We start from the raw sequence: 26792 nt of genomic DNA, 5'->3' as shown, positions 1-26792 counted from the left end.
TTATGGCTGCGCCAGGTGAAGCGCTAACATCGTCCGGTTACATTGCCCACCACCTTTCTAACCTATCGCTGTATAAGTTGGGTTTAGTAGGGTCGGAGACAAGTTTCTGGAACGTACATATCGATAGCCTGTTTTTTTCTTGGTTTACTGGTTTAATCTTCCTCGGAATTTTTTACAAAGTAGCGAAGAGAACAACAGCGGGTGTACCGGGTAAGCTTCAGTGTGCTGTAGAAATGATCGTTGAATTTGTCGCCGATAACGTCAAAGACACGTTCCATGGACGCAACCCACTGATCGCGCCTTTAGCACTGACTATCTTTTGTTGGGTATTTTTGATGAACGTGATGGACTTAGTTCCTATCGACTTCTTACCGTACCCAGCAGAACATTGGCTAGGTATCCCTTACCTTAAGGTTGTACCGTCTGCTGATGTGAATATCACCATGGCTATGGCTCTAGGCGTTTTTGCATTGATGATTTACTACAGCATCAAAGTGAAAGGTCTAGGTGGATTCGCAAAAGAACTTGCACTACATCCATTCAATCACCCACTTATGATTCCGTTTAACCTACTGATTGAAGTGGTATCGCTACTGGCGAAACCTCTATCACTTGGTATGCGTCTATTCGGTAACATGTTCGCGGGTGAGGTTGTATTCATTCTTTGTGCGGCAATGCTACCATGGTACTTACAATGGATGGGTTCACTACCGTGGGCAATCTTCCATATCTTGGTTATTACGATTCAAGCCTTCGTATTCATGATGTTGACAATTGTTTACCTGTCAATGGCACACGAAGATCCTGATCATTAATTTTTTTAAAGCTTTTTATTTGGGCACTAAGCCAACAACTATAAATTGGAGATAGTAATGGAAACTTTACTGAGCTTTTCTGCAATCGCCGTAGGTATTATCGTCGGTCTTGCTTCTCTTGGTACAGCGATTGGTTTCGCACTGCTAGGTGGTAAATTCCTAGAAGGTGCTGCACGTCAACCAGAAATGGCTCCTATGCTACAAGTTAAGATGTTCATCATCGCGGGTCTACTTGATGCGGTTCCAATGATCGGTATCGTAATCGCGCTACTATTCACTTTCGCAAACCCATTCGTTGGTCAACTAGGTTAATCACCTTTAACTCGGGACGAGCGATTAGCGCTTGTCACTGATTAACACTAAGTCCAAATAGAGGGGTAGCTGTTGTGAACATAAACGCAACTCTGCTAGGTCAAGCAATCTCGTTTGCACTATTTGTGTGGTTCTGCATGAAGTATGTATGGCCACCATTGATGAAAGCGATCGAAGAGCGTCAGAAGAAAATTGCTGATGGCCTTCAAGCAGCAGAACGTGCTGCGAAAGACTTGGATCTAGCACAAGCCAACGCTTCTGATCAATTGAAAGAAGCGAAGCGCACAGCAACTGAGATCATCGAACAAGCGAACAAGCGCAAGTCTCAAATTCTTGATGAAGCTCGCGAGGAAGCTCAGGCAGAACGCCAGAAAATCCTAGCGCAAGCAGAAGCAGAACTTGAAGCTGAACGCAATCGTGCGCGCGATGACCTGCGCAAACAAGTTGCTACTCTGGCTGTAGCTGGTGCTGAGAAAATCCTTGAGCGTTCTATCGATAAAGATGCGCAAAAAGATATTCTCGACAACATTACTGCAAAACTTTAAGTCTGGGGGCGCATATGTCTGATTTGACTACTATCGCACGCCCCTATGCTAAAGCAGCCTTCGACTTTGCTTTAGAGAAAGACCAGTTGGACCAATGGGGCCAAATGTTATCTTTTGCTGCTGAAGTGGCCAAAAACGAACAAATGAACGAACTTCTAACCGGTTCGGTTTCTGCTGATAAAATGGCAGAGATTTTTGTTGCAGTTTGCGGCGAACAAGTTGATACGCACGGTCAAAACCTTTTGAAGGTGATGGCTGAGAATGGTCGTTTAGCGGCCCTTCCTGATGTTTGCACAGAGTTTTACACTCTGAAGAAAGAGCATGAGAAAGAAATCGATGTTGAAGTCATTTCAGCAACAGAACTTTCTGATGAGCAACTTGCAAACATTGGCAGCAAACTTGAAAAGCGTCTTGAACGCAAAGTGAAGCTGAATTGCAGTGTAGATGAGACCCTACTTGGTGGGGTTATTATTCGAGCCGGAGACCTAGTCATCGATGACTCAGCGCGTGGTCGTTTGAACCGCCTGAGCGATGCATTGCAGTCTTAATGGGGATTGGAGCATGCAACTTAATTCCACGGAAATTAGCGATCTAATCAAACAACGCATCGAATCTTTCGAAGTTGTTAGTGAAGCTCGCAACGAGGGTACTATCGTATCGGTAAGCGATGGTATCATCCGCATCCACGGCCTAGCGGACGTGATGCAAGGTGAAATGATTGAATTACCGGGTGGCCGTTATGCACTGGCACTTAACCTTGAGCGTGACTCGGTTGGTGCGGTTGTAATGGGCCCATATGCTGACCTTAAGGAAGGCATGAAAGTTACAGGTACTGGCCGCATTCTTGAAGTGCCAGTTGGTCCAGAACTACTAGGCCGCGTAGTAAACACGCTGGGTGAGCCTATCGATGGTAAAGGTCCAATCGAAGCGAAAATGACTTCGCCTGTAGAAGTGATCGCACCAGGTGTAATCGACCGTAAATCGGTAGACCAACCTGTGCAAACTGGTTATAAGTCAGTTGACTCAATGATCCCAATCGGTCGTGGTCAGCGTGAGCTTATCATCGGTGACCGTCAGATTGGTAAAACAGCACTGGCGATCGACGCGATCATCAACCAGAAAGACTCTGGTATTTTCTCTATCTACGTAGCAATTGGTCAGAAAGCATCGACTATCGCTAACGTAGTTCGCAAACTAGAAGAGCACGGCGCACTACAAAACACTATCGTTGTAGTTGCATCAGCTTCTGAATCTGCAGCGCTGCAATACCTAGCGCCATACGCAGGTTGTGCGATGGGTGAATACTTCCGCGATCGCGGTGAAGACGCACTGATTGTTTACGATGACCTATCTAAGCAAGCGGTAGCTTACCGTCAGATCTCTCTACTACTTAAACGTCCACCAGGCCGTGAGGCATTCCCAGGTGACGTATTCTACTTACACTCGCGTCTACTAGAGCGTGCAGCTCGTGTAAACGAAGAGTACGTAGAACGTTTCACTAACGGTGAAGTGAAAGGTAAGACTGGTTCATTGACTGCTCTTCCTATCATCGAAACTCAAGCAGGTGACGTTTCAGCATTCGTACCGACTAACGTAATCTCGATTACCGATGGTCAGATCTTCCTACAAACTGAGCTATTCAACGCCGGTGTTCGTCCAGCGGTTGACCCAGGTATCTCAGTATCTCGTGTAGGTGGTTCAGCTCAGACGAAAATCATCAAGAAACTATCAGGTGGTATCCGTACAGCACTAGCTGCATACCGCGAACTAGCAGCATTTGCTCAGTTCTCTTCTGACCTTGATGAAGCAACGAAGAAACAGCTAGACCATGGTCAAAAAGTAACAGAACTAATGAAGCAGAAGCAGTACGCTCCAATGTCTGTATTTGACCAAGCTCTAACTATCTTCGCGGCAGAGCGCGGTTACCTTGATGATGTAGAACTTAACAAAGTTCTAGATTTCGAGGCGGCTCTACTATCGTACGCTCGCGGTCAATACGCTGAACTAGCAGCTGAGATCGACAAGTCTGGCGCTTACAACGATGAAATCGAAGCTCAGTTGAAGAAACTGACTGACGACTTCAAAGCAACCCAAACTTGGTAATTAGGTCGGTGGCAGTTTCTGCCACCAACTAACGGAGAGTAACGATGGCCGGCGCAAAAGAGATACGTAATAAAATCGGTAGTGTTAAAAGCACGCAGAAAATTACGAAAGCGATGGAAATGGTAGCAGCTTCAAAAATGCGTCGTTCTCAAGATGCAATGGAAGCTTCTCGTCCATACGCTGAAACAATGCGTAAAGTGATCGGTCATGTGGCTAACGCAAACCTAGAGTACCGTCATCCGTACCTAGAAGAGCGTGAAGCTAAACGTGTTGGTTACATCATCGTTTCGACAGACCGTGGTCTGTGTGGTGGTTTGAACATTAACGTGTTCAAAAAAGCCGTTACAGACATGCAAGCATGGAGAGAGAAAGGTGCTGAGATTGAGCTTGCCGTTGTTGGCTCAAAAGCAACAGCTTTCTTTAAACATGGTGGCGCAAAAGTTGCGGCACAGGTTTCTGGCCTGGGTGATAACCCAAGCTTAGAAGACCTAATCGGTTCTGTTGGCGTAATGCTGAAGAAATACGATGAAGGTGAACTGGACCGTCTATACGTAGTATTCAACAAGTTTGTGAATACTATGGTTCAGCAACCAACGATCGATCAATTGCTACCTTTGCCTAAATCGGACAGCGAAGAGATGCAGCGTGAGCACTCATGGGACTACATCTATGAGCCTGAGCCAAAACCTCTACTGGATACGCTACTAGTGCGTTACGTAGAGTCTCAGGTATACCAAGGTGTGGTTGAGAACCTTGCTTGTGAACAAGCGGCTCGAATGATTGCGATGAAGGCTGCAACGGATAACGCAACCAACTTGATTGACGATTTGGAACTTGTGTACAACAAAGCCCGTCAGGCTGCGATCACACAAGAACTATCGGAAATCGTTGGTGGTGCTGCTGCGGTTTAAGCTTAGGTAAAACGAAATAGTTTAGAGGATTAACGATGGCTACAGGTAAGATCGTACAGATCATCGGTGCGGTAGTCGACGTAGAGTTCCCACAGAGCAATGTACCTAGTGTATATGACGCTCTAAACGTAACGGACTCAAAAGAGCGTCTAGTTCTTGAAGTTCAACAACAGCTAGGCGGTGGCGTAGTTCGTTGTATCGTAATGGGTAGCTCTGATGGTTTACGTCGTGGAGTTGAAGTGGTTAACACTGGCGCTCCAATTTCAGTACCAGTCGGTACTAAAACTCTAGGTCGTATCATGAACGTCCTAGGTGACGCGATTGATGAGCGTGGTGAAGTGGGCGCGGAAGAGGTTTACTCTATCCACCGCAGCGCACCAAGCTACGAAGAACAATCAAACGAGATCGCACTTCTAGAAACGGGCGTTAAAGTAATCGACCTAATTTGTCCATTCGCTAAGGGTGGTAAAATCGGTCTATTCGGTGGTGCAGGTGTAGGTAAGACCGTTAACATGATGGAACTTATCAACAACATCGCACTACAGCACTCAGGTCTATCCGTATTTGCGGGTGTTGGTGAGCGTACTCGTGAAGGTAACGATTTCTACTACGAGATGCAGGAAGCGGGCGTTGTAAACGTTGAGAAGCCTGAAGAATCGAAAGTAGCGATGGTTTACGGTCAGATGAACGAGCCACCAGGTAACCGTCTACGTGTTGCACTGACTGGTCTAACAATGGCAGAACGTTTCCGTGACGAAGGTCGTGACGTACTACTGTTCATTGATAACATCTACCGTTACACACTTGCAGGTACAGAGGTATCGGCACTGCTAGGTCGTATGCCTTCTGCGGTAGGTTACCAGCCAACTCTTGCAGAAGAGATGGGTGTACTTCAGGAGCGTATCACGTCAACGAAATCAGGTTCTATCACGTCTGTACAGGCGGTATACGTACCTGCGGATGACTTGACTGACCCGTCTCCAGCAACCACGTTCGCGCACTTGGATGCAACGGTTGTACTTAACCGTAACATCGCTGCAATGGGTCTATACCCTGCGATCGACCCACTAGATTCAACATCTCGTATGCTTGATCCACTAGTAGTTGGTCAAGATCACTACGAAGTTGCTCGTGGCGTTCAGCAGACACTTCAGCGCTACAAAGAGCTGAAAGACATCATTGCTATCCTAGGTATGGACGAGCTATCTGAAGAAGATAAGCAAGTTGTATCTCGTGCACGTAAGATTGAGCGTTTCCTAACTCAGCCTTACCACGTAGCAGAAGTATTTACAGGTGACCCTGGTATTTACGTACCTCTAAAAGAGACTCTACGTGGCTTCAAAGGTCTACTAGCTGGTGAATACGACGACATTCCTGAGCAGGCATTCATGTACTGCGGTAGCATCGACGATGCTATTGAGAATGCGAAGAAGCTATAAGGCTAACTAGGAGGCGATATGGCAGCAATAACCTTTCACCTAGACGTAGTAAGCGCTGAGAAGAAAATCTTCTCTGGTCGTGTTGAAACGTTTCAGGTGACCGGTAGCGAAGGTGAACTTGGTATTTTCCATGGTCACACACCGCTGCTGACCGCTATCAAGCCTGGTATGGTGCGTATTGTGAAACAGCACGGCCACGAAGAAATCATTTATGTTTCTGGTGGTATGGTAGAGATTCAGCCTGGTACAGCGACTGTACTGGCTGATACCGCTATCCGTGGTGAAGAGCTAGACGCAGCGAAGGCAGAAGAAGCCAAGCGCCGCGCTGAGGAGCAAATCCAGAATCAGCATGGTGACATGGACTTCGCACAAGCGGCCAGTGAACTGGCTAAAGCCATTGCTCAGCTACGAGTTATCGAGCTGACAAAAAAGCGTCGCTAAGCTCAATTAGCAACGTTGCATGACAAAAGGCGGCCAAATGGTCGCCTTTTTGATTAATTTTAGTTGGAAATTTACCTTACTCCATTAACTATTTTAAAAGAGCTGTTTAAAATAACGGCCAATTAACATAAAACGTCAATAGGTTCTCAATGAAATTCAGTGCTGTGATTCTTGCTGCGGGTAAAGGTACCCGTATGCATTCGAACATGCCTAAAGTGCTACACACTTTGGCAGGGAAGCCAATGGCAAAACATGTGATTGATACATGTACTGGTCTTGGTGCACAAAATATTCACTTAGTATTTGGTCACGGTGGTGATCAAATGCAAACCACTCTTGCTGAAGAGCCAGTAAACTGGGTGCTGCAAGCGGATCAGTTGGGAACTGGCCATGCGGTTGACCAAGCATCTCCTCGCTTTGAAGATGATGAGAAAATCCTCGTGCTTTATGGTGATGTGCCATTAATCTCAGCCGAAACCATCGAGAACTTGTTGGATGCTCAACCAACTGGTGGTATTGCACTGCTTACAGTGATGCTTGATAACCCTACAGGTTATGGTCGTATTATTCGTAAAAATGGTCCTGTTGTTGCGATTGTTGAGCAAAAAGACGCAACGGAAGAACAAAAGCAAATTAAAGAGATCAACACTGGCGTGATGGTTGCGACTGGTGGGGATCTTAAGCGTTGGTTGTCTGGCTTAAACAATAACAACGCGCAAGGCGAGTACTACCTAACTGACGTTATTGCAGCCGCACACGATGAAGGTCGCGCCGTCGAGGCAGTACACCCAGTAAACGCGATTGAAGTGGAAGGGGTCAACGACCGTGCTCAACTGGCTCGTCTAGAGCGTGCCTTCCAATCAATGCAAGCTCAGAAGCTACTAGAGCAAGGTGTGATGCTACGCGATCCAGCACGCTTTGATTTGCGTGGTGAGTTGCAGTGCGGTATGGACTGTGAAATTGACGTGAATGTTATCATTGAAGGTAAAGTATCACTCGGTGATAACGTGGTTATCGGTGCTGGCTGTGTACTGAAAGATTGCGAAATCGACGACAACACCATCGTTCGCCCTTACAGTGTGATTGAAGGTGCAACGGTTGGTGAAGAATGTACCGTTGGTCCATTTACTCGCCTTCGTCCTGGTGCTGAGATGCGTAACGATTCCCATGTGGGTAACTTCGTAGAAGTGAAAAATGCGCGTATCGGAGAAGGCTCAAAAGCGAACCATCTAACTTACCTTGGTGATGCTGAAATCGGTCAACGTACGAACATCGGTGCCGGTACGATTACTTGTAACTACGATGGTGCGAACAAGTTTAAAACCATCATCGGTAATGATGTCTTTGTTGGTTCTGATAGCCAGTTGGTGGCTCCTGTCACTATCGCTGATGGCGCAACCATCGGTGCAGGCACGACGCTGACAAAAGATGTTGAAGAAGGCGAGTTAGTGATTACTCGCGTCAAAGAGCGCAAAATTAATGGCTGGCAACGCCCTGTAAAACAGAAATAAGCAGTACCTGCACTCTGTCGCTATATTGTCAAAGCCGCTCAACAAGAGCGGCTTTGTTGTTTCTAGCTAAAGGCTTCATCGTTAGTAACTGGGAATGGCGATGCGTTTTTCGAGCCAACGAACAGCTTGGGATACGAATAGAATGAGCAACAAGTACTCCAAAACGAGGAAGGTATAAATCTCTAGGGGTAAGTACTCATTCACCACCAGCTCATTGGCACGGCGAGTGAGATCGCTCAAACCAATCACACTAACCAAAGAACTCATCTTCAGGATATACACAAATTGATTGCCCAATGGTGGGAGAATTTGTCGAAACGCTTGGGGAAGAATTACCAAGTGCATCTTTTGCCAATAGCTTAAGCCCAAAGATTCAGCCGCTTCATGCTGGCCACGACTGATGGCTTGGATTCCGCCGCGAAACACCTCCGCCATAAACGCACTCTCAGCAATGGTCAGGGCAATAACACCCGCCCAAAAGTGATTGAGTGAGACATCCAACAGCGTTGGCATGCCGTAATACACCCAAAGTAGTAAGACTAAAACAGGCACTGAACGGACTACCTCGACATAAATGCGGTTGATCCACTTCAAGTAGGGAGAGTTCGACAGAGCCGGTAGGGCGATGATTAAACCTAAGGTCATGGCAAATAACATACTGAGGAGTGATACTTGGATGGTGTCACTAAATCCGGCGATTAAAAACTTCAGATTGGTGAGTCCTTGCTCCGTAGAAGGATCGAGTACATACCAGCCCCATTGATAATCTGAGCAACCTGTGAGCAACAGCAGCGAAATCAGCCATAGAGTTCGAAAGGTCACATTTACTCCCTGAATTAACTAAAAAACTTCCATTGTTGCTGCTATGTTATCAATAGAGCTTTAATAAAGGTTAATCATTAAACCGTATAAGGTCATTATTTTTAAGGGAATAAAAATGAAAAAGATTTTACTAGCGCTAGGAATGTGTTTACTTGCTGCAACTCAAATTGCTCATGCTGAAAGCCGTCTTCAATCCATTTTAGACAGTGGTGTACTCCGAGTTGGAACGACGGGAGATTGGAATCCGATGACGATGAAAGACCCTGCAACCAACAGTTATCGTGGCTTTGATATCGACGTAACGACAGAACTTGCTAAAGATCTCGGTGTAAAAGTAGAGTATGTAGCCACGGATTGGAAAACGCTAGTCAATGGCATTACTGCCAACAAATACGATATTACTGGCAGCGCGTCCCTGAATATGTCGCGCGCGAAAGTCGCTGGATACAGCCAACCGTATTTCTACCTTGCCTTTGTACCCGTTGTGCAAAAGAAAGATCTCGCCAAATTCTCTGATTGGGCAGATTTTAATACGCCTGATGTGAAAGTCGCGGCGACACTAGGAACGGTGCAAGAAAAAATGGTGAAAGAGTTTTTCCCGCTGGCTCAACACATTGTGATTGAAGCGCCAGCGCGCGACTTCCAAGAATTACTAGCTCGCAGGGCCGATGTATCGGTGACGTCCAATGTGGAAGCAGCGACGTTGGTGGACAAGTTTAAACAACTGGCGATAGTACCAGTGACCGCTCCGCGTAAACCGACACCAATTGCGATGCTGTTGCCGCAAGACGATCAAGTATGGATTAATTACATCAACCATTGGGTTGAGCTGAAAAAGACCCAAGGCTTTTTCAAGCTGACTGCCAAGAAATGGGGGTTGAAAAGCTTATAAACAAAAAGAGCCGCATTACGCGGCTCTTTTTTATTGTCTGAACAATTAAAGTTCGTCTTCACTCACTACACGAGCATTGTCTGGAGTCGTGAAGTGCTGAGACAATTCACGGTTAGATAAGATGTAACCCATCCAAAGACCACCCATACAGATGATGATTGCAACGCCCGTTACCATTTGAGCTTGGCTTGCCATTGCAGCAACTAATGCGCTTGATAGACTGCTCACAGTAATTTGTAAGCTGTTTTGCAGGCCTGCAGCTGTTGCAGGGCTTTGCTTAGCACTTGCCAACGCGCGGTTTACTACGATTGGGTATAGCGCACCATTGGCTACCGCAATTAAACAGAAAGGCGCTAGAATTGGCCAGATAGAAGACAGTTCCCATTGTGAGGCAATGAATATCATTATTGCCGCGACACTAAATAGTCCAATCAATTGACGTAGAACTTTTTCATCACCAAATTTACGAACGCCGACTTTACCCAAGTAACCACCAGCCATAAACGCGATAGTTTGTGGGATAAAGCTCAAACCAATATCTTTTGCTTCATAGCCTAGTTGCGCCATGATTTCTGGCATACCAGTTAGGTAAGCAAAGAATGCAGCCGAAGCCGTCGCAAACATAAACACGTTGCCAAGGTACTTTTTAGAACTCAGCAGCGCTTTGATGTCGGCAGACATACTGGTTTGTTTGATTTCTGCTTTCTCGTCTTTTTGGGCCATTGTCGCAAAGACCAAGAAGACACCAACTAGTGTTAGCGTAATAAAGATACTGTGCCAGCCGAAGTTATCTGCCAACACTACCCCTAATTGAGGTGCTAGCGCTGGTGATAGCGCGACTAACGGCATGATCGTTGCGAAAATTTGCTGACTGCTGCTTGAGTAGCGTTTAATGACCATAGCTTGCCAGATCACTGCTGGTGCACATACACCGATAGCTTGGATAAAGCGCAGTGTCAGTAGTTGCCATACTTGGTCACAGAAAGCCAAACCGAATGACGCGATAGTAAACAGCACTAACCCGGCCGCGAGTGTATTGCGGTGGCCAAATTTATCGGATGCCAATCCCCACATTAGCTGGCCAACCGCCATACCAACTAGGAATACCGTTAAAGAGAGCGCTATTTGCTCTGGGCCTGTTGCAAAGTCGATTTCCATCGCTTTGAATGCTGGCAGATACATATCGGTAGCAACGAAGCCAAGCATCGATAATGCTGCCAGATAAATGAGCTGTAGTTTTGATATTTTCATGATTCAACCAGTCAAATTATTTAATCATTTTTTAATCAACATCAGTTGGCGCCAACCCTGATTTATTTACCTTATTATTCTATTTTTCGATTTTAAGAAAATAAAACGCTAAAATTGTTGGTTATCAATCAAATTTTTTGAAAGGTTAAATCATGTTCTCTAAAGCGTCTCTGGAAATGCTGGATACGGTTGCCCGTTTAGGCAGTTTCACCGCTGCGGCTGAGGTGCTGCATAAAGTCCCTTCAGCCATCAGTTATGGAGTAAGGCAGGTCGAGCAAGATTTAGATGTGGTGCTGTTTCGACGCTTACCGAGGAAAGTGGAGTTAACTCCAGCAGGTGAACTTTTTATGGCTGAGGCTCGCTCTTTGCTGCGTCAAATGGAAGAGGTGAAAGCACAAACACGCCGAGCAGCTCAAGGATGGAAGAGCACGTTAAAGCTGACCTTAGATAACGTGGTGAAGTTAGAGAAGCTCAAACCTTTGGTGGAAGATTTTTATCGCGAGTTTGAATTTGCTGAATTGCAGATCAATATGGAGGTCTTCAATGGTTCTTGGGAGGCTATAGCACAAGGACGAGCTGATATAGTCGTTGGAGCCACGTCTGCGGTTCCCGTTGGTGGGGATTTTGAAGTCAAAGATATGGGCGTATTGGATTGGGCATTTGTGATGTCTCCCGCTCATCCCTGTGTTCGCCAACAAGTGCTTACTGAAGAGTTTGTGAGTCAATTTCCGGCGATCTGCCTTGATGATACTTCAAACGTGCTGCCAAAGCGCCATACTGGCCATTACCCGCAACAACGCCGATTGTTACTACCCAACTGGTACAGTGCAATTGAATGTTTGAAAAATGGAGTTGGCGTGGGTTACATGCCACGTCATATTGCAACGCCACTGATCAATGATGGTGTGCTGGTGGAGAAGGTGATGCCAGATGATAAGCCGCTCAGTCATTGTTGCTTGGTCTGGCGCAAAGATGATAATCATAAATTGATCCAATGGATGGTGGATTACCTAGGATCGCCTAATCAGCTACATCAAGATTGGTTACAGTCATAAAAAAACACCTCGCAATAGCGAGGTGTTTTATTTGATATGTTTGGAGTGTGGCTTTTTATGACAGGAAGAACTTGTAAGACGGGTTGTCTGTTTCGTCTTTGCATTGATAGCCAAGTTCGCGCAAATGTGCCGAAAATTGAGCTAAATCCCCTTCATCTAACTCGAAACCACATAAAACGCGTCCGTAGTCTGCGCCGTGGTTACGGTAGTTGAACAAGCTAATATTCCAATGGGTACCAAGAGTGCTTAAGAATTTCAGCAAGGCACCTGGGTACTCTGGAAATTCAAAGCTGTAGAGTCGCTCTTTGAGTTGCTTCGATGGCTTCCCGCCGATCATGTAGCGAACGTGTAGCTTCGCCATTTCATCGTCAGAAAGGTCAACCACCGGATAGCCACCCTCACGTAGATCGTGAATAATGTTTTCCAACTCTTCTTGACCACCTTGCAGACGAACACCGACAAAGATATTAGCGAGTTCGTCATCGTTATAACGATAGTTAAACTCCGTAACTGCACGGCCGCCAATGAGGTTACAGAACTCAAAGAAAGCACCTTGACGCTCAGGGATGGTGACGGCAAGCAGACCTTCACGTTTTTCACCAAGCTCGCAGCGTTCAGAAACATAACGTAGACCGTGGAAGTTGGTGTTTGCGCCAGACAATACTGTACCTAGATTCTTACCTTGCAATTTGTTTTGCTCAGCAAATTTCTTCAAACCCGCCAGAGCAAGCGCACCCGAAGGTTCAGCAATCGCACGGGTATCTTCAAAGATGTCTTTTACTGCTGCGCAGATTTCATCACTGGACACTGCAATATGGCCATCAATGTACTTCTGGCACAGACGGAAAGTCTCTTCACCAATGCGCTTTACTGCAACGCCATCGGCAAACATGCTGACTTGGTCTAGTACCACTGGCTCACCAGCATCCAATGCTGCTTTGAGGCATGATGAATCTTCTGGCTCGACCGCAATGACTTTGATTTCTGGCATGAGCTGCTTCACGAGTACCGCAACACCGGCAGCTAAACCGCCGCCACCGACAGGGACGAAGATGTAATCAAGGTGACCATTTTGCTGCAGCATTTCCATGCCGATGGTGCCTTGACCTGCAATCACCAGTGGGTGATCAAAGGGGGGCACAAAAGTATAGCCATATTGCTCTGACAAACGTTCGGCTTCTGCTTTTGCTTCATCAAAGTTGCTGCCGTGCAGCACCACATTGCCACCAAAGCTGCGTACGGCGTCGACTTTGATATCCGGCGTGGTCTTTGGCATCACGATGGTGGTTTTGATGCCTAGCTTAGTGCCAGACAGCGCCATGCCTTGAGCGTGGTTACCTGCCGATGCTGCAATCACCCCCGCGGCTTTCTGTGCTTCAGTTAGGCTTGCCACCATGTTGTACGCACCGCGTAATTTAAATGAGTGCACAGGTTGGCGATCTTCGCGCTTGATTTGCACATTGTTACCAATACGTGCAGATAAACGAGGCATTTCTTGCAGTGGTGTTACTGTTGCGACTTCATACACCGGAGCGCGGAGGATTTGGCGCAGATAGTCTGCGCCAGTTTGATTTACTTTCTTTTCGGGTTGAGATTCCATCATTGCTAGCCCTCTAGCTTCGACTTGTCTCGTACTGCACCCTTGTCAGCACTGGTGGCCATGCTCGCGTACGCTTTAAGTGCAAAGGAAACTTCTCTTTGACGATCAACAGGTTTCCAGCCAAGTTCGTCTTGTTTTGCACGGCGCTCTGCAAGTTCTTGTTCAGACACTTCGAGTGAAATTGAACGGTTCGGAATATCAATCGCGATCATATCGCCCGGTTTCACCAGTCCAATAGCACCGCCGTTAGCGGCTTCAGGAGAAGCATGGCCGATAGAGAGTCCTGATGTACCTCCAGAGAAGCGGCCATCTGTTAATAACGCACACTCTTTACCTAAGCCCATCGATTTTAGATAAGTGGTTGGGTAAAGCATTTCTTGCATGCCCGGACCACCTTTAGGGCCTTCGTAACGGATAACAACCACGTCACCTGCTTTGACTTTGCCACCCAAGATGCCTTCCACCGCATCTTCTTGGCTCTCAAATACCACAGCTGGACCAGTGAACTTAAGAATGCTCTCATCAACACCGGCTGTCTTAACGATACAGCCATCCAATGCGATGTTGCCTGATAGAACGGCTAGGCCACCTTCTTGGCTGAAGGCGTTGTCTTTCGCGCGAATACAACCTTCTGCACGGTCGTCATCAAGGCGATCCCAACGACAATCTTGCGAAAACGCTTGGGTGGTACGAATACCCGCTGGGCCTGCGCGGTAGAACTTAAGTACCTCTTCGTCTTCCGTTTGGATGATGTCGTATTTTGCCAACTGCTCTTTCATTGAAAGACCCAGTACGGTGCGAGCATCATTGTGCAGTAGACCAGCACGATCCAATTCACCAAGAATCGCCATTACGCCACCTGCGCGGTGTACGTCTTCCATGTGATATTTCTGGGTAGATGGTGCCACTTTACATAGGTGTGGTACTTGACGTGATAGGCGATCGATATCTTCCATATCGAAATCCACTTCACCTTCTTGCGCCGCGGCCAGTAGGTGCAGAATGGTGTTGGTTGAGCCACCCATGGCGATATCCAGTGCCATTGCATTTTCGAAGGCATCAAACGTAGCGATGTTGCGAGGCAGTGCTGATTCGTCATCTTGCTCGTAGTAACGACGAGTCAGTTCAACGATGCGACGACCTGCATTAAGGAACAGCTGTTCACGGTCTGCGTGCGTCGCCAGCATAGAACCGTTGCCCGGCTGAGAAAGCCCCAGGGCTTCTGTTAGACAGTTCATCGAGTTTGCGGTGAACATGCCTGAACACGATCCACACGTTGGACATGCGCTACGTTCGATCTGCTCACTTTGCTCATCAGACACTTTTGGATCCGCGCCTTGGATCATCGCATCAACAAGGTCTAGTTTGATGATCTGATCAGAAAGCTTGGTTTTACCCGCTTCCATTGGACCACCAGAGACAAAGATAACCGGGATGTTGAGACGCATAGATGCCATCAACATTCCCGGAGTGATTTTGTCACAGTTAGAGATACATACCATGGCATCGGCACAGTGCGCGTTGACCATGTATTCTACTGAGTCTGCGATTAGTTCGCGTGAAGGCAGTGAGTACAGCATGCCGCCGTGACCCATTGCGATACCATCATCAACCGCGATGGTGTTGAATTCTTTTGCGATGCCGCCGGCTTTTTCGATTTCACGCGCTACAAGCTGACCCATGTCTTTTAGGTGTACGTGACCCGGAACAAATTGAGTAAACGAGTTTACGACGGCAATGATTGGTTTACCGAAGTCTTCTTCTTTCACACCCGTTGCACGCCATAGTGCTCGTGCACCCGCCATGTTACGACCATGTGTTGTGGTTGCTGATCTATATTTTGGCATTTCTTAAATCCTTCTTACTTCTGTTCTGGGTACACATAGTCTAACCAGCCCCACTTATCTTCCGTGGTGCCGTCAAATAGGCCAAAGTAGGCTGCTTGTAGTTCTTTAGTGATTGGGCCGCGTTTACCTGTGCCCACTTCAATTTTGTCGATGGTTGCCACTGGCACAATTTCAGCTGCCGTACCTGTCATGAAGACTTCATCGGCAAGGTAAAGCGCTTCACGTGCAATATTGGCTTCACGTACTTCGTAGCCTTTATCGCGTGCAATCGTCATGATCGAATCACGAGTGATGCCTGGCAGAATCGCGCTGGTTGCTGGTGGTGTGGTGATCACGCCATCTTTGATAACGAAGATGTTTTCGCCAGCCCCTTCAGATAGGTAACCATCAACGCTCAGTGCGATACCTTCGTCGTATCCGTGACGACGGGCTTCACCACCAACCAGTAGTGAAGATAGGTAGTTACCGCCGGCCTTGGCTGCTGTCGGGATGGTGTTTGGTGCCGCGCGGTTCCAGCTTGAAATCATCGCATCCACGCCTTTCTCTAGCGCTTCTTCGCCTAAGTAAGAGCCCCAAGGAAATGCCGCAATGATTAGATCCATTTCAGTGCCAACTGGTGGGCACACGCCCAAACCAACATTACCGACAAAACCTAATGGACGAATGTAAGCGCTATCGAGTTTGTTTTGGCGCAGTGTTTCGCGGGTCGCTTCCATGATTTCTTCTACAGAAAAAGGGATCGGGAAACGGTAAATCTTGGCGGAATCTTTTAAACGTTGTGCATGCTCACGGTGACGGAAGACAATTGGGCCTTTTGGTGTGTTATAACAGCGCACGCCTTCAAACACGGATGTACCATAATGCATTGCGTGAGTTAGAACGTGAACGTTCGCCTCTGCCCATGGAACCATCTCACCATTAAACCAAATGAAATCTGCAGTTTTCGTTGCCATTTGTTGCCTTCCTTATGCACTTACGTGTTGTTGTAAGTTGTGATTTGGCAGTTCATCGTTGCGGATTTTTAGCACCTCAACCTTACGAACGTCCCACAACTTCTCTATTTGATTGATCAAAAACGAGATTGGTCGATCGCTGTCGACAATGATCTCGACGCTGGCTACTTTACTTTCATGGTTTTGCGTAGCAGCGACTTGTTTGATCACGAAGCCTCGGTGACGAATCACACGTAGAACGCGCTCCAACAGTACCGGTTTGTCATCGGCTTTGATGTCGAGTAAATATCTGTCCATGCGATTGTCTCCTATGTATTTTCCAACATATCACTGTTTGATGCGCCAGGTGGCACCAATGGCCACACGTTTTCTTCTTCATCAATCAAAACGTGAAGCATGTAAGAAGTTTCACTCGCTAGCATCTCTTTCAGCGCTGGCTCCACTTCTTCTTTCTTGGTGATGGTCTTGCCCGGGATATCGAACGCTTTGGCTAGCATCACGAAATCTGGGTTGTCATCAAGAATGGTTTCACTGTGGCGACCGTCGAAAAACAGCGATTGCCATTGGCGAACCATGCCAAGACGTTGGTTATTAAGAAGGACAATCTTCACTGGAATCTGACGACGCTTCAGCGTGCCCAATTCCTGCACGTTCATCATAAATGAACCGTCACCTGTAATAAGGATAGACTGATCATCAGGACGTGCGACTGCTGCCCCCATCGCTGCTGGCAAGCCAAAGCCCATGGTGCCAAGGCCAGCAGAAGTGATGAAATTTTGTGGTTCGCGTGGCTGGATATGTTGCGCTGCCCACATCTGGTGCTGACCGACATCAGTCGAGACAATTGAGCTGTCTGGCATCATGTCTGACAGTTGTTTAAGCAATAGCGGTGCGTAGATTAACTCGCCCGGGTGGTCGTAACGCCACTTAAAGCCGCTGCGCAGACTTTCACTGTGATGAACCCACGGTGAGATATCTTGAGTCAGCTCTAGCTGAGGAAGAATGGTGTTGATGTCGCCACGTAATGGTGCGTTGGCGTGGCGCAGTTTATGAATCTCCGCAGCATCAATGTCGATGTGAATCACTTTCGCATTTGGTGCAAACGTGTCGAGCTTACCCGTCACACGGTCATCAAAACGCGCGCCAACCACAATCAATAGATCGGCTTCTTGAACCACTAGGTTAGCGGCTTTGGTGCCGTGCATGCCCAACATACCAAGATAGTGAGGGTCATGGCGTTCAATGGTACCGAGGCCTTTTAGTGTACTAACTGCTGGCATTGGGTTTAAGCGAAGGAATTCGCGTACTGCATCGGTTGCTTTCGCGAGTTGCACGCCACCACCAACATACAACACTGGGCGAGTTGAGGCTGCCAGTACATCTTGCGCACGTTTGATATCTTCAGCGCTGACATCTTCGATTGCAGGCGCAACATATGGAGGCAGTAGATCTGTTGGGGTTTGAGCCAGTTGAACGTCTTTGGCGATATCGACAATGACTGGACCCGGACGACCCGTTTTGGCCACTTCAAACGCTTCGGCTAGCGTTGGCGCTAGGTCTTCAATTTCGGTCACGAGATAGCTGTGCTTAGTACAGGCTAGGGACATTCCGATCACATCCATTTCTTGGAATGCATCGGTACCGATATGAGAGCTAGCAACCTGGCCTGTGATGGCAACTAGAGGTACGGAGTCAAGGAAAGCGTCGGCAAGGCCGGTAACAAGGTTAGTGGCCCCTGGGCCGGAAGTTGCCATGCACACGGCAACGTCTTGAGTGGAACGAGCCATACCGATGGCGGCCATGGCAGCCCCTTGCTCATGACGGCATAGGATGTGCTCCACCCCTCCGTCATACAAAGCATCGTAGATTGGCATGATGGCCCCGCCAGGGTAGCCAAAAACGGTTTCGATGCCTTGCTGTCTTAAAGCGGCTACGACAAGTTGTGCACCAGTCATCGTAAACCTCCTTTGCTACGTTGTGGCTCGTAGCGATTGCCATATTTATTGCACTTCATGTGCACTCCCATTCTTCCCGTTAAACTGTCCGAGGGTTAGACAGATGACAACTTGTAGTTGTAAAAAAACCCCCGGACTTTTCAGTGCGGGGGTTTTTTGTAATTTGTGGTTACCTTTCGCCCACAATACCCCGCGCGGTGCCAATAATGACCACGATAATCAGGGCTAGCAGTGCGTTGATATGAGCGAAAAGGTTCATCTGTCTGTCGTTCTTTTTTCGTTAAAAAATGTTGTGTAATGTTCTACGAAATTGTTTGCGTCATTAGTGGTATCACACAATTCCGCTGCATGACAAGCAAAAAGTCATTCTTTTTTCACATTAACTCTCAATTGAGACGCGGTATATAACATAACCAACTAGATAAAACATTTGTTTACAGAGTGTTCAATAAATTGAGGAACGTATGGGGCTGGCAATCATTCATAGTCGAGCAAGCGTCGGGGTGCAAGCGCCATCGGTTAGTGTAGAAGTTCATATCAGCAATGGCATGCCAGGGTTTACCTTAGTAGGCTTGCCAGAGACGACGGTAAAAGAGTCCAAAGATCGCGTTCGTAGCGCGATCATTAATTCTAATTTTCAGTTTCCAGCTAAGCGGATCACCGTGAACTTGGCTCCGGCAGATCTACCCAAGGAGGGAGGGCGTTTTGATCTTCCTATTGCATTGGGAATTTTGGCCGCTTCGGAGCAAATCGCGACAGATAAGCTCAAAAACTACGAATTTGTGGGTGAGTTAGCGCTATCTGGTGGTCTGAGACCTGTAAAAGGTGTGCTGCCTGCTGCGTTGGAAGCCAGTAAAATTCAGCGTCATTTAGTGGTCCCACATGTGAATGGCGATCAAGCGGCGCTAGTGGGGAAGGAACAACATAAATCGGCTCAATCTCTACTGGAAGTATGTGCCGAGCTTTGTGGCCAACATCGGCTGAATCTTTTTCAAACGCCTAAGCGCAAAATAGTCGAAAAACATGGTCGAGACTTACAAGATATTATTGGCCAACAACAAGGTAAGCGCGCACTGGAGATTGCTGCTGCAGGAAACCACAACTTACTTTTCCTTGGCCCGCCAGGTACCGGGAAAACCATGTTGGCTTCGCGTTTGTGTGACTTACTACCGGAGATGAGTGACGAAGAAGCAATGGAAACCGCTTCGGTGGCGTCGCTGACGCAGAGTGAAATTAATGAGCACAATTGGAAGTCGCGTCCGTTTCGCTCTCCGCATCATTCAAGTTCAATGGCTGCATTAGTTGGCGGTGGCTCGGTACCCAGACCCGGGGAGATCTCTTTAGCCCACAACGGCTTGTTGTTTCTCGATGAAATGCCCGAATTTGATCGTAAAGTTCTAGACTCGTTACGCGAACCGCTCGAATCTGGCGAGATCATTATCTCTCGAGCGCAAGGTAAAACACGCTTTCCGGCTCGCTTCCAATTAGTTGGAGCATTGAACCCAAGTCCGACAGGATATTATGAAGGCAATCAAGCTCGCACCAATCCACAAGCTATTTTGCGCTACCTTGGTCGATTATCTGGACCATTGTTAGATCGCTTTGATATGTCTTTAGAAATCCCTGCTCTGCCCAAAGGGACATTAGCAGAAGGTGGTGATCGCGGCGAGCCGACCGCTATCGTTAAAGAACGTGTGAATCATGCGCGTACCAATATGTTGAACCGCAGCGGTAAGGTAAATGCTTTGTTAGGCAGTCGAGAAATCGAGGCGTTTTGCCCCTTACACAAAAGTGATGCGGAGTTTCTTGAAACCGCTTTGCATCGTTTGGGGCTTTCGATTCGCGCGTATCATCGCATTATCAAAGTAGCACGAACGATAGCAGATCTTGATGGGGCGGAGCAGATTGAACGAGCGCACTTAGCCGAGGCGCTTGGGTATCGAGCGATGGATCGCTTACTGAAACAACTCACGGCGCAAGCGGTATAGAGACGTGCAAATATCACCGCAACAAGTGTTGTAAGTGTCTTGTTGCGATGAAGGACGTTAGAAGGTGTAGTTGAGACCAAGAGACAACAGGTACTCTTTCTCATCATAGAACGTGATATTGGATTCCGTTTGGCTGTAGCCAGCTAAAGAGATAAACGACCAGTTTTGCCAGTCAAATACGTTTTGATATTCATAGGCTGCAAATAGGCTGACGGTGTCGTCATTTCGTGTTTTAGCAAAAGTTTGGCTAGCGGCTTGATAGTCTTTCCATGCATAACCTGCGGTGAGGGCCAACCGATGGCGGTTGATAAATTTAAACCAACTGATGTCAAACCCGTACGAATTAAATGATTCCGCCTTACCGTCGGCATCTTGATTAATGTAGGTAAACGCCGGTTGCAACATGGATGTTTGATTAAGTGAAATCCGATAGTCACCTTTAACGTAGTAAAGGCTCGCATCGCGAGCGAGTGAACGGTCCGTTACTTCTTCTTGCTCAATGTCTTTATCAGCATAAGCGAGATCAAGGTTGAAGTTTTTATCAATCAATCCCTTGATTTGAAAGCGATAGGCATTGCCGTCCACATCCGTTTCTTGACGGGCGATTCCGACTTGATATGGGTTACGCCAAGTTTCGCTTTTGAGCACGGTCGGTAGATAGGAAATATCGAGCACGGTGCCGGATGGCAACTCGTGTTGATAGCCCAGCTGAAAAGCGAGTGTACCAACCGCGACATCGGAACGTGTGGTACCCGCGTACACTTGGTGATTGAGTCGGTTACCAAAAGTGTAAGTAATGCTTCCTAGCGGCGCAGCGATAACGGAACTGTCACTATCGGCGCGCTTATCGAGAGAATCGATGGTGTTACTATTTTCCGTATTGAAGTTGGATTCTGATGATACAAATCCGGCATTCAGCGAAATTTCACCGCCAAAACCTGCGGTTTCAGCGAGTTGAGCCTGAGCAGAACTGACGACAAAGGCCAAAGGCAAGAGAATTAGCCTTGGTTTCATTCGTTATCTCCTTATTGTCGAATGAGTGGTGCAAATATTGGTTGAGGTAACAAATCTGACCATTCCCACGCATATTCCAGTGTGGCAAAGGCGCAGTATAATTACACGCTGTTTTATTCTTCACACATTATCACTGTTGTTTGACTATCATGTTGGCATATTTGTTATTTTTTTTTAACGCTTCTTTTGTGATTCTCAATTCTGCGCTGTGTTCACTCGCAATTTGTATTATCGCTGTGTTTAAAGTATTGCTTCCAAGCGTGGAGCTAAAAGCGAAAGCGACCGCTTGTGCCAACAAGGTGATGTGGTTATGGGCTACCGTTAATGCGGGCATTCTGGCTGTTTCTAACCGTGTTGACTGGGATGTTCAGGGCGGTGAGGCGCTGAAAAAAGACGGGTGGTATCTGCTGATCAGTAATCATCTCAGTTGGACCGATATTGTGGTGCTTTGCTGCGTGTTTAAAGACCGCATACCTATGCCGAAGTTTTTCCTCAAACAACAACTGTTGTATGTGCCTTTCATTGGGATGGCGTGTTGGGCGCTCGACATGCCATTTATGCGTCGTTATTCGCGAGAGTATCTGATCCGCAACCCGCACAAACGAGGTCAAGATTTAGAGACGACACGTCGCTCGTGCGCCAAGTTCAAACATGCACCAACCACAGTGGTTAATTATGTCGAAGGCACTCGATTTACCGAAGAAAAACAGCGTAAGAGTAAGACGAGCTACCAATATTTGCTGCAACCAAAATCGGGCGGGATCGCATACACGTTAGCGGCAATGGGGGAGCAGTTCGAGAACATTATCGATGTGACGCTTGCGTACCCAGAAAATACAAATAAGCCATTCAAGGATTTATTAATGGGCCGAATGGGCAAGGTTGTTGTGCGTGTGAATGTGTTGCCCGTCGATGAACGAGTGCTTGGTGATTACTTTAACGATAAGCCCTATAAGCGACAATTTCAGCAATGGTTGGGTGATGTGTGGCAAGAAAAAGATCGGTTGCTACAAGAGATTTACAAATAAACAAAGGGGAGCGATGAGCTCCCCTTTTGATTGATATCGATGCGCTTATTTTAGTGTCAGCAAGTAGTTCACCAGAGAGAAGTACTCATCCATCGTCTTGATGCTTTGTGCTTGAACTAGGTATTTGTTGTTAACGATAACCGCAGGAACGCCGGTTAGACCGCTGTTTTCAAATTGCTTGTCCATACGGCGAACCATGGAATCAACCGCAAAGCCTTTGAATGCAGAGTCGAATTTCTTCGCGTCTACACCTTCATCAAGGAAGATTTGGCGAAGCTCTTCATCGTTACGTGGCGCCTTCTTTAGATTGTGGATGCGGTTAAACATCACTGGCACCATTTTGTCTTCCACTTTTAGTGCAACCATGGTCGCGTAGGCTTTGCTCATTGATGGGCCCATGTTGCCACCCATGAAAGAAACGTGGTTTTTTAGTAGTTTAGTGCCTTCTGGCAACTGCTTTTTCAGTTGCTGGATAACAGGTTCAAAGCTATTACAGTGCGGGCAGTAGAAAGAGAAAAACTCCGTCACAAGAGGTTTTTTTGATGCCTCAAGATCCAATACTTTGTAATGTTCACCTTCTTTGAATTGCGCTGCATGTGCCGACAGGCTTAGCATCAGCATAGAAAACAGTGCGAACAGTTTTTTCATCGAAATATCTCCATTTTTGAATTTGTGGCCTGACTTACCATTGAGGCATTAAAGACAGCGGTGCTTCTTCTAAAGCGGCGATCTGCTCTTTAAATGCAAGGACCTGACCTTCCCAGTATTTTGGCTCATTAAACCATGGAAAAGCGAGAGGAAACGCTGGGTCATGCCAACGTTTTGCTAGCCATGCCATATAGTGCACCATTCGTAGACCGCGAAGTGGCTCAATTAGTTTCAATTCTGCGGGGTTAAAGTCGCAAAACTCTTGATAAGCTTCTAAAACAATATCCAGCTGCATCAGTTTGTCTTGGCGCTCCCCATTAAGCAGCATCCATAAGTCCTGCACAGCAGGGCCGTTACGAGCGTCATCCAAATCAACAAACATAGGGCCATCTCGCCACAAAATGTTGCCTGGGTGGCAATCGCCATGCAGCCGAATGGTATTGAAGCCTTCTTGCCAGTGGCTTTCAATCGATTTGATCAGCATATCCAAGTCATTGAAGAAGCTGTTCTCCAAGTGCATTGGAATCATGTTGGCGTTTTGCAGAATCTTTCTTGGTTGATACAGGTATTCTTGCAAGCCAATCGTTGGGCGATGTTGGAAGGCTTGGCGGCTACCCACTTTGTGGATGCGACCAAGGAAACGCCCTACACCTTCGAGCTGATCTAAATTGTCAACCTCGTATTGGCGACCACCCACGCTATCAAACAGCGCAAAGGCATAGCCTTGATAGTGATGCAGGGTTTCACCGTTGATGCGCACAGGTGGTGCGACGGGGATTTCGTTACCAATTAGTTCTAAAGTGAAGTCGTGCTCCTCTTGGATCTGTTCGTTGCTCCAACGTTCAGGGCGGTAGAACTTGACGACATAACGACGACGCTCTTCGTCAGTGAATTGATAAACACGGTTTTCGTAGCTATTGAGGGGAAGAAAGCCTGATTCTGCGCGAACGCCGATGCTTTCTAACGCGTACCACATGAAGTCTGGGGTAAGGGCGTCAAAGTTAAACATGCTTTGGGACATATAAACAAAAAGGCTCATTACTGAGCCTTTTTCCGTTAGTCACTGAAGTAGCGCTATAGTTTTTTTATAAAGCGGCTTTCTACTTCAGTGGTGAATTCGTTGCTCTTATCGGTGAGTATAAACTGAATTGTCGTAATCGCAGAGTTTAGCTTGTCAGGATCCGCACCAAGACTCATTGGTAAGTTCAATACCTCACCTGGCTGTACCTGAATTGTCTGCTTACCATACCAGCTTACATCGGATAGCCCTTCAACATCCAACGAGTACTCTTGCACTTGCTGAGTTTTGTTGATCACCTTGAGGGTGTAGGTGTTTTCTACTTCTCCCGAGCTATTTACGCGGAACAGTTGGTTACGGTCACGAATAACACTCATGCCGGCTGGGTCTACCGCTGCAATTTGGGCAAAGAACAGACCAATCATGACCAGTAGCACAGCTCCATAGCCCAGCAGCTTCGGACGCATGACTTTGGTACTCTTACCCGATAAGCGGTGCTCGGTGGTGTAACTAATTAGGCCTTTCTCGTAGCCCATGCGATCCATGGTGTTGTCACACGCATCAATACAGGCGCCACAGTTAATACATTCATATTGTAAGCCGTCACGAATATCGATACCTGTTGGGCACACCTGCACACACAAATCACAATCAATACAATCCCCCAAACCAAGTTGCTTTGGATCGGCTTTGCGTGGACGTGGACCACGTTTTTCACCACGTTTTGCATCATAGCCAACGATAAAGGTGTCTTTATCGAACATGGCAGACTGGAAGCGCGCGTAAGGACACATGTGAATACACATGATGGAACGCATCCAACCAGCATTACCATAAGTACAAATGGCAAAGAACATTACCCAAAAGACGGGCCAGAAGTTGGCGTTAAAAGTGAAAAAGTCGATAACCAATTGCTTCATTGGAACGAAGTAGCCAACAAAAGTAAAACCAGTGGCGAGCGCAATGGCAAACCAAGCTATATGTTTGACGGTTTTACGCATCGCTAAATTCGCCGTCAGCTTATTGGAGTCCTGCTTACGACGCTTATTGGCACTACCTTCCAGTTTCTCTTCAAACCAGATATACATGAAGGTCCAGACGGTTTGTGGGCAGAGATAGCCACACCAAACTCGACCTAAGAAGGTGGTAATAAAGAACAACCCAAACGCTGCGATCACAAATAGCAAGGCGAGTAGGGTAAGATCTTGCGGATACAACGTGGTACCGAAAAAGTTGAACTGCTGGTTGCCAATATCGAGCAAGATCGCTTGACGTTCACCGTAAGGAATCCACGGTATCAAAGCGAAGAGAAGCAGTAAGAACCAACCACCGTAACGACGCAGTTTCTGGTAAGTCCCTTTGCTTTCGCGTACATAGATGCGATTACTTGGGTTGAACCGATCCCCATTCCCTTTATGAGTCTTAGGGTTGTAGGTTTTAGGAGTCACATCTTTGATATCGATCTTATCCTGACTCATGCACTCATCCTTCTTAGGCTTTTATAATGTATGGCGTCATTTCTATTGATGTCGCTCGATGACATTGCTACTTCGTCCTTATCATAAATCATGACCGGACATAATTATTTTAGTAAATACTGATGAACGGCGATTATACAATCAATAACAATTCCTTTTCTTTAACGCAGTCAACGTTTAACAACAAAAGTCAGTACAGTTAACCTGATAATTGGCTGAACAGTTATAACCAACTGTGGGACTAAAAATTTTAGTTATAAAAAAGCGACTCATTTGAGGGAGTCGCTTAAAGAATACTGGGTTGTTGAGCCGGTTATTTGATGATGCCACGAGCGCGCAGAATCGCAGTTTTAAAATCATCTTCTTGGTCTTTCTTAAGACCTGGGATCATTTCGTCTTTGCTGCTGTTACGCATTTTAAGGTGGTAGATCAGCACGTCGTCGGTCAGATCTTCTAGCTTACCTTCGTAGCCTGCTTCTTTCGCTAGCTTCACGATGAACTGCAGTAGGTTCATTTCTTGGTCTTTATGCCATTCAGGCTCTAGTAGCTCAAGCAGCTCTTCAATGCGATGACACTTCATTTCTTTCTCCACAGAATTTATAGGTGTAATTAGCTGTAAAGGTACCAAATTGCTTTGCGAAGACCAAATAGGAAAAACTATCTATTTCACTGTGTTTTGCTCTAAGTCGTTGAGGTGGTTTGAGTCGCGTGCAAAGAAAAAAGCGCAGCTGGCGCCGCGCTTTTGATTAAGCTGCTTTGATAACTTTGGCCGGAACACTCGACATCATTGCTGTCTTCTCAACCAATGTCATTGCTGGCGCAACTTGCTTTGCCTTTGGTGCAGTAGTAAAGCCACTGCGGCGGCGCATTGCACTAGTATTAGTGTGTGCGAACCTGACTGTTGTTGGGCGCATTAATTTACCTAACTGTCAGGCATATCCATTGCCGATGTAATGGCCTGAATCATTATGAGCTAGGCTCCAACAAGATTGAAGAATCACTCTTCTGGCTCTCGCCAATCCAGTTAATGAATCAGGAATACCGATATGCATGCATATCACGTATAAGATTAGCATCCTTGTAATAATTGGTCGATAGTTGAGCAATTGAATTGTTTAGATTTTGTCATTTTGTCGCGATGATCGAGGCAATTTTTGTTTGATCCC

26 protein-coding genes are annotated in these 26792 nt (G+C 46.8%); 13 read left to right on the top strand and 13 right to left on the bottom strand.

Annotated elements, in window-relative coordinates; translation table 11 throughout:
- Window positions 1–2: 2 nt before the first annotated feature.
- The 9 genes from atpB to glmU all read left to right on the top strand — a co-directional run bounded on the left by atpB (window position 3) and on the right by glmU (window position 8077).
- Window positions 3–815 carry a F0F1 ATP synthase subunit A gene (gene atpB, locus NB463_RS12775; protein ID WP_005378922.1) on the top strand — a complete coding sequence of 271 codons (813 nt, stop codon included), beginning with the start codon at window positions 3–5 and terminating at the stop codon, window positions 813–815.
- A gap of 57 nt (window positions 816–872) precedes the next feature.
- Complete coding sequence (atpE, locus tag NB463_RS12770) at window positions 873–1127, top strand: F0F1 ATP synthase subunit C (RefSeq protein ID WP_002540812.1); 255 nt, start codon at window positions 873–875, stop codon at window positions 1125–1127.
- A 74-nt stretch (window positions 1128–1201) separates the two neighbouring features.
- Entirely contained in the window at window positions 1202–1672 is a 471-nt protein-coding gene (gene atpF / locus NB463_RS12765; protein WP_031780375.1) for a F0F1 ATP synthase subunit B, read from the top strand.
- A 14-nt stretch (window positions 1673–1686) separates the two neighbouring features.
- Window positions 1687–2220, top strand: a complete 534-nt coding sequence (gene atpH, locus NB463_RS12760; RefSeq protein ID WP_005394085.1) for a F0F1 ATP synthase subunit delta — start codon at window positions 1687–1689, stop codon at window positions 2218–2220.
- 13 nt (window positions 2221–2233) lie between these two features.
- Window positions 2234–3775: a F0F1 ATP synthase subunit alpha gene (atpA, locus tag NB463_RS12755; RefSeq protein WP_005394084.1), complete on the top strand. Its 1542-nt coding sequence runs from the start codon at window positions 2234–2236 to the stop codon at window positions 3773–3775.
- Window positions 3776–3819: 44 nt separating this feature from the next.
- Entirely contained in the window at window positions 3820–4686 is an 867-nt protein-coding gene (atpG, locus tag NB463_RS12750; protein ID WP_005394082.1) for a F0F1 ATP synthase subunit gamma, read from the top strand.
- Between the two features lie 35 nt (window positions 4687–4721).
- Entirely contained in the window at window positions 4722–6125 is a 1404-nt protein-coding gene (atpD, locus tag NB463_RS12745; protein WP_005383849.1) for a F0F1 ATP synthase subunit beta, read from the top strand.
- Window positions 6126–6143: 18 nt separating this feature from the next.
- Window positions 6144–6566, top strand: a complete 423-nt coding sequence (locus NB463_RS12740) for a F0F1 ATP synthase subunit epsilon (protein WP_005378937.1) — start codon at window positions 6144–6146, stop codon at window positions 6564–6566.
- Between the two features lie 149 nt (window positions 6567–6715).
- Complete coding sequence (gene glmU / locus NB463_RS12735; protein WP_005394079.1) at window positions 6716–8077, top strand: bifunctional UDP-N-acetylglucosamine diphosphorylase/glucosamine-1-phosphate N-acetyltransferase GlmU; 1362 nt, start codon at window positions 6716–6718, stop codon at window positions 8075–8077.
- Window positions 8078–8158: 81 nt separating this feature from the next.
- Here the strand turns inward: glmU and NB463_RS12730 are convergent, their stop codons facing one another.
- Window positions 8159–8899, bottom strand: a complete 741-nt coding sequence (locus NB463_RS12730; RefSeq protein WP_006742913.1) for an amino acid ABC transporter permease — start codon at window positions 8897–8899, stop codon at window positions 8159–8161.
- A gap of 115 nt (window positions 8900–9014) precedes the next feature.
- Between NB463_RS12730 and NB463_RS12725 the strand changes: the two genes are divergently transcribed.
- The gene (locus NB463_RS12725) at window positions 9015–9791 is read left to right on the top strand and encodes a transporter substrate-binding domain-containing protein (RefSeq protein ID WP_005394073.1); all 777 of its coding nucleotides are present in this window, start codon (window positions 9015–9017) and stop codon (window positions 9789–9791) included.
- Between the two features lie 45 nt (window positions 9792–9836).
- Here NB463_RS12725 and punC read toward each other — a convergent pair whose 3' ends face one another.
- A complete protein-coding gene (punC, locus tag NB463_RS12720) occupies window positions 9837–11042 on the bottom strand; it encodes a purine nucleoside transporter PunC (protein ID WP_031780373.1) in 1206 nt (401 codons plus the stop codon).
- Window positions 11043–11194: 152 nt separating this feature from the next.
- Here punC and punR point away from each other — a divergent pair, with 152 nt between their 5' ends.
- Window positions 11195–12097, top strand: coding sequence for a DNA-binding transcriptional activator PunR (gene punR / locus NB463_RS12715; protein ID WP_005394068.1), 903 nt, complete (start codon window positions 11195–11197; stop codon window positions 12095–12097).
- Window positions 12098–12152: 55 nt separating this feature from the next.
- Here punR and ilvA read toward each other — a convergent pair whose 3' ends face one another.
- Genes ilvA through ilvG form a run of 5 tightly spaced genes read right to left on the bottom strand, consistent with a single transcriptional unit; the run spans window position 12153 to window position 18452 of the window.
- Window positions 12153–13700 carry a threonine ammonia-lyase, biosynthetic gene (gene ilvA, locus NB463_RS12710; RefSeq protein ID WP_134648225.1) on the bottom strand — a complete coding sequence of 516 codons (1548 nt, stop codon included), beginning with the start codon at window positions 13698–13700 and terminating at the stop codon, window positions 12153–12155.
- 2 nt (window positions 13701–13702) lie between these two features.
- Entirely contained in the window at window positions 13703–15544 is a 1842-nt protein-coding gene (ilvD, locus tag NB463_RS12705) for a dihydroxy-acid dehydratase (protein WP_176319953.1), read from the bottom strand.
- 14 nt (window positions 15545–15558) lie between these two features.
- A complete protein-coding gene (gene ilvE, locus NB463_RS12700; RefSeq protein WP_005378953.1) occupies window positions 15559–16497 on the bottom strand; it encodes a branched-chain-amino-acid transaminase in 939 nt (312 codons plus the stop codon).
- Between the two features lie 12 nt (window positions 16498–16509).
- Window positions 16510–16794, bottom strand: coding sequence for an acetolactate synthase 2 small subunit (gene ilvM, locus NB463_RS12695; protein ID WP_005378958.1), 285 nt, complete (start codon window positions 16792–16794; stop codon window positions 16510–16512).
- An 11-nt stretch (window positions 16795–16805) separates the two neighbouring features.
- Window positions 16806–18452 (bottom strand): acetolactate synthase 2 catalytic subunit, encoded by a 1647-nt coding sequence (gene ilvG / locus NB463_RS12690; RefSeq protein WP_005394061.1) that lies wholly within the window; start codon window positions 18450–18452, stop codon window positions 16806–16808.
- Window positions 18453–18916: 464 nt separating this feature from the next.
- Between ilvG and NB463_RS12685 the strand changes: the two genes are divergently transcribed.
- Window positions 18917–20440 (top strand): YifB family Mg chelatase-like AAA ATPase, encoded by a 1524-nt coding sequence (locus tag NB463_RS12685; protein ID WP_006742918.1) that lies wholly within the window; start codon window positions 18917–18919, stop codon window positions 20438–20440.
- Between the two features lie 57 nt (window positions 20441–20497).
- On the opposite strand, the gene NB463_RS12680 is transcribed toward NB463_RS12685, so the two are convergent.
- Window positions 20498–21454, bottom strand: a complete 957-nt coding sequence (locus NB463_RS12680; RefSeq protein WP_258431329.1) for a DUF2860 domain-containing protein — start codon at window positions 21452–21454, stop codon at window positions 20498–20500.
- 149 nt (window positions 21455–21603) lie between these two features.
- On the opposite strand from NB463_RS12680, the gene NB463_RS12675 reads away from it, so the two are divergent.
- Window positions 21604–22482 carry an acyltransferase gene (locus tag NB463_RS12675; protein ID WP_046874593.1) on the top strand — a complete coding sequence of 293 codons (879 nt, stop codon included), beginning with the start codon at window positions 21604–21606 and terminating at the stop codon, window positions 22480–22482.
- Window positions 22483–22527: 45 nt separating this feature from the next.
- Here NB463_RS12675 and NB463_RS12670 read toward each other — a convergent pair whose 3' ends face one another.
- From NB463_RS12670 to NB463_RS12650, 5 genes are all read right to left on the bottom strand, one after another.
- The gene (locus tag NB463_RS12670; protein WP_005379036.1) at window positions 22528–23130 is read right to left on the bottom strand and encodes a thiol:disulfide interchange protein DsbA/DsbL; all 603 of its coding nucleotides are present in this window, start codon (window positions 23128–23130) and stop codon (window positions 22528–22530) included.
- 34 nt (window positions 23131–23164) lie between these two features.
- Complete coding sequence (locus NB463_RS12665; RefSeq protein ID WP_258431341.1) at window positions 23165–24151, bottom strand: serine/threonine protein kinase; 987 nt, start codon at window positions 24149–24151, stop codon at window positions 23165–23167.
- Window positions 24152–24204: 53 nt separating this feature from the next.
- Window positions 24205–25626, bottom strand: a complete 1422-nt coding sequence (ccoG, locus tag NB463_RS12660; RefSeq protein WP_258431328.1) for a cytochrome c oxidase accessory protein CcoG — start codon at window positions 25624–25626, stop codon at window positions 24205–24207.
- Window positions 25627–25939: 313 nt separating this feature from the next.
- Entirely contained in the window at window positions 25940–26206 is a 267-nt protein-coding gene (locus tag NB463_RS12655; protein WP_048625604.1) for a YihD family protein, read from the bottom strand.
- Between the two features lie 166 nt (window positions 26207–26372).
- Window positions 26373–26540, bottom strand: a complete 168-nt coding sequence (locus NB463_RS12650; protein WP_005379043.1) for a hypothetical protein — start codon at window positions 26538–26540, stop codon at window positions 26373–26375.
- Window positions 26541–26792: the final 252 nt, after the last annotated feature.

The organism is Vibrio sp. RM-41-2B, from assembly GCF_024744415.1.
Taxonomy (GTDB): Bacteria; Pseudomonadota; Gammaproteobacteria; order Enterobacterales; family Vibrionaceae; genus Vibrio; species Vibrio diabolicus.
This window is presented reverse-complemented; position numbering and strand designations above follow the sequence as displayed.